The organism is Photobacterium damselae, from assembly GCF_003026815.1.
Taxonomy (GTDB): domain Bacteria; phylum Pseudomonadota; class Gammaproteobacteria; order Enterobacterales; family Vibrionaceae; genus Photobacterium; species Photobacterium damselae.
This window is the reverse complement of record NZ_PYOG01000075.1, coordinates 1-2,726: the sequence shown is the minus strand read 5'-3', so window position 1 is coordinate 2,726 and position 2,726 is coordinate 1. Positions and strand designations below refer to the sequence as shown.

Sequence of the window (2,726 nt, the reverse complement as noted above, 5' to 3'; positions counted from 1 at the left end):
AGGCGTTGCACCATCTCGCTCTGCGATATGAGCAAGCGAGATTAATACTTCATGTAATTTGAATGCAGTAGTCGATGTGTCACCAAACTTATCAATAAGATATTGATAAATTAATGCAATTTCTTCGACATGATCTTTTGATGGATAAATATCATACTGAGCATTTAGCAACTGAATAACATTATCCATGGTGGGTTCATATTGCTTATAGTTGTCAAAAGCAGATGAAGCCTGAACCGGACGACATTTCTTTGTTGGTTTCTTCTTCTTTTTTCTAGGTTTGTTACTCATAGGATGTAGTCAATACAGTAATGGTGATTTGTACTGATATAAAGTAAGAATGCCCGCTAAATTAGCGAGCATTAAGGGGTAAAAGTGAGGCTCTAGGCCGCAGTTTTCTATTTCAGGTTGAGATATCTGGCTCCAGCCGAAGGCTGGCTACTGTTCTAAATAAAGGCCTACGGGCGAACTTTGGACTTTTCGCTGAAACGGGCGCAAAACCCCAATAAACAGTTTTCCAATGATTATGTAATGGGTTCTTGGTCAACAATCCAGCGTAACCCGTATCGGCCTTTAACCTTGCCCTAAATGCTGACTGCACCGCAGCCGCATACTTTATCGGGGCTAGGTGTGCCAACTCTGAGGTTGGATACGGTATCGCTAGACGGTAGCAGAACAGTAGCCAGCCTTCGGCTGGCTACTGTTCATGCATATACATTTTAAGTGAACTTTGCGACTGAACCAAAAATGAGAGGGGATAGGCGAATTAATGTATAATCAGCGCGGTTGCTTTTGGCTATCTAGTCTAGAGCAGCAATAGAATATTTTCACTTATATAATAGCAAGAGAAGTAAAATGAAAATGAAAAAGCTCCTATTTGTAGGCAGCCTAGCTCTACTCCTTACCGCTTGTAATAATGGTTCATCGGAGCAAGCAACACAAAAGACAGCCCCCGTTGTAACATCAATACAGTCTTCAACTGTCATTCCTGATGTGTCTAAAGATCCTCTACCTGAATGGATCAAACAAGAAAATAAGGTGACTGCTCCTATTGGAGACAAAGTGATTGGCGGTAAAAGTTTTACTGCTACAGACTATTGTAAACCTCATGATTGTGGTAATAATTTTATGATTACCCTATCAAACCAAGATAAAAAAGATGTTTCTTTGGTTGTTTCAGTAAAAGATACAGACGGTGCAATTACAGAGCCGAGTAAGTATGCAACCTACTGGTTTATTGGAAATCCAGATCAATCAATGAAGGAAGCTTTAGTGAAAACACTACAGCAAAATCCTAATTGGAAATAAAGAGGTTCTGTCGCAAATTTAGGGAACCAGAAACAATTTGGAGTTCTAATCATAGAATTTATTCGGGTTCGTCGTGGGACTAACACGAACCTTTCTATTTCAGGGACAGTAAAAGATGAGAAAGAGGCCATTAGTCAAATTATTGAAGAAATGTTTGATGAAGCGGCTGACTGGCTTTATGTCCAATAATTTAAAAAGTGACAATGTAACGTATAGCGACATTATCGCTATTTGTATATTGTCTTAACCAGGGAATACAACGTTGGGACAACGAGCATTCTTTATATTGGTGCGTCATGTGTGGCTGTTATCAGGGATATTGGCGTGACGTACCAAAAGCAAGAACCGATTGTGTTAGAAACTAAGTGAAGTTATGTATCGTCATTTTGAATGGGTGCTCTATGGCCTGTTCTCAAACAATCTGAATCGAGTAGAGGATTCGGAATCCCCTACTCGCTCCAGCTCTACTTCGCTTCGTAAGCAAGTGTTACCAGAAATACCGTTTTACCATCTTTGATCTGTAATTCGCACAACGAATCACGAACCATCCATGTAAAACATAGAATCGTTATACAGATAACTATCAAACCCATCAGGGCGGTTTTTCGTAGCATACATCTTGCCTCTCGGTTAAATAGAGACTAGAATCAGAACTGCTGAGTATCATGATTTAAGCCTCGTTGATTGAAAAATTAACGGGGCTTTTGTCTTTTCTACCACAAGCTGAACGCTGCTATGCTCATGGCAGAAAAGCCAAGAGCACCCGTCAAACATTATACTGACACTTCAAAGTAAAAACGAACCTTTTCGTTACACTCAAAGAACCGCTTTCACTTCTCAGCGTCTTTTTTTAGGCGTTGAACAAGCACACTTTTCTGAACCCACTTTAGACACTAGCAAAGTGGGTTCAAATAAGTGTGATTCTGCATGATAGTTAAGTTTCGCTTCCTTTTCTCTAGTCCCTCCCTCATATATCGAACGAACACCGTTCGTTCGATATGTTTGTTCGTTTGTGATGTTTTAGTGCAAACGAACAAACATTCTAAGGTTAAATAATCCATAACCTTATCTAATTTTTATTCATTAAAAACTTACTTTATAAAAAATAGTCTTTTGAGCGCCAAATTCTCTCCAAATCGATCCCCTATTCGATAAGTTTCGTTTCGAAACATTTTTACACTAACTTTACTTAACGTGATCTGATGGTCTTGAGGCTGCTTGACGTGATATTTTGGTGGTGATTTGAGATTGACTGGATGGAATGATAATAAATCACTGTAAAATTAGTGATTTAACATACATGGTCGTCCCGATTTGCCAAGTACCCACGATCAAAAAAATCAAACAAGTTAAGATTGCAGACATACATCCGGACTTAGTCGGCGTATGCCGCTGTCCCTAAAGGATTTCGCTGACTC

General features: G+C 39.4%; 5 protein-coding genes. 2 read left to right on the top strand and 3 right to left on the bottom strand.

Annotated elements, in window-relative coordinates; translation table 11 throughout:
* On the bottom strand, nt 1-291 hold a 291-nt coding region (locus tag CTN07_RS23195; protein ID WP_249030822.1), incomplete at its 3' end, for a hypothetical protein.
* Between the two features lie 112 nt (nt 292-403).
* On the bottom strand, nt 404-679 hold the full coding sequence (locus tag CTN07_RS23310) for a replication initiation protein (protein ID WP_080551799.1): 276 nt from the start codon (nt 677-679) through the stop codon (nt 404-406).
* 176 nt (nt 680-855) lie between these two features.
* Here CTN07_RS23310 and CTN07_RS22205 point away from each other — a divergent pair, with 176 nt between their 5' ends.
* Nucleotides 856-1,308, top strand: coding sequence for an Ivy family c-type lysozyme inhibitor (locus CTN07_RS22205; RefSeq protein ID WP_232282489.1), 453 nt, complete (start codon nt 856-858; stop codon nt 1,306-1,308).
* Between the two features lie 48 nt (nt 1,309-1,356).
* Nucleotides 1,357-1,497: a DinI-like family protein gene (locus tag CTN07_RS23365; RefSeq protein WP_080551808.1), complete on the top strand. Its 141-nt coding sequence runs from the start codon at nt 1,357-1,359 to the stop codon at nt 1,495-1,497.
* A 275-nt stretch (nt 1,498-1,772) separates the two neighbouring features.
* Here the strand turns inward: CTN07_RS23365 and CTN07_RS22195 are convergent, their stop codons facing one another.
* The gene (locus CTN07_RS22195) at nt 1,773-1,922 is read right to left on the bottom strand and encodes a Hok/Gef family protein (protein WP_080551795.1); all 150 of its coding nucleotides are present in this window, start codon (nt 1,920-1,922) and stop codon (nt 1,773-1,775) included.
* Between the last annotated feature and the right edge of the window lie 804 nt (nt 1,923-2,726).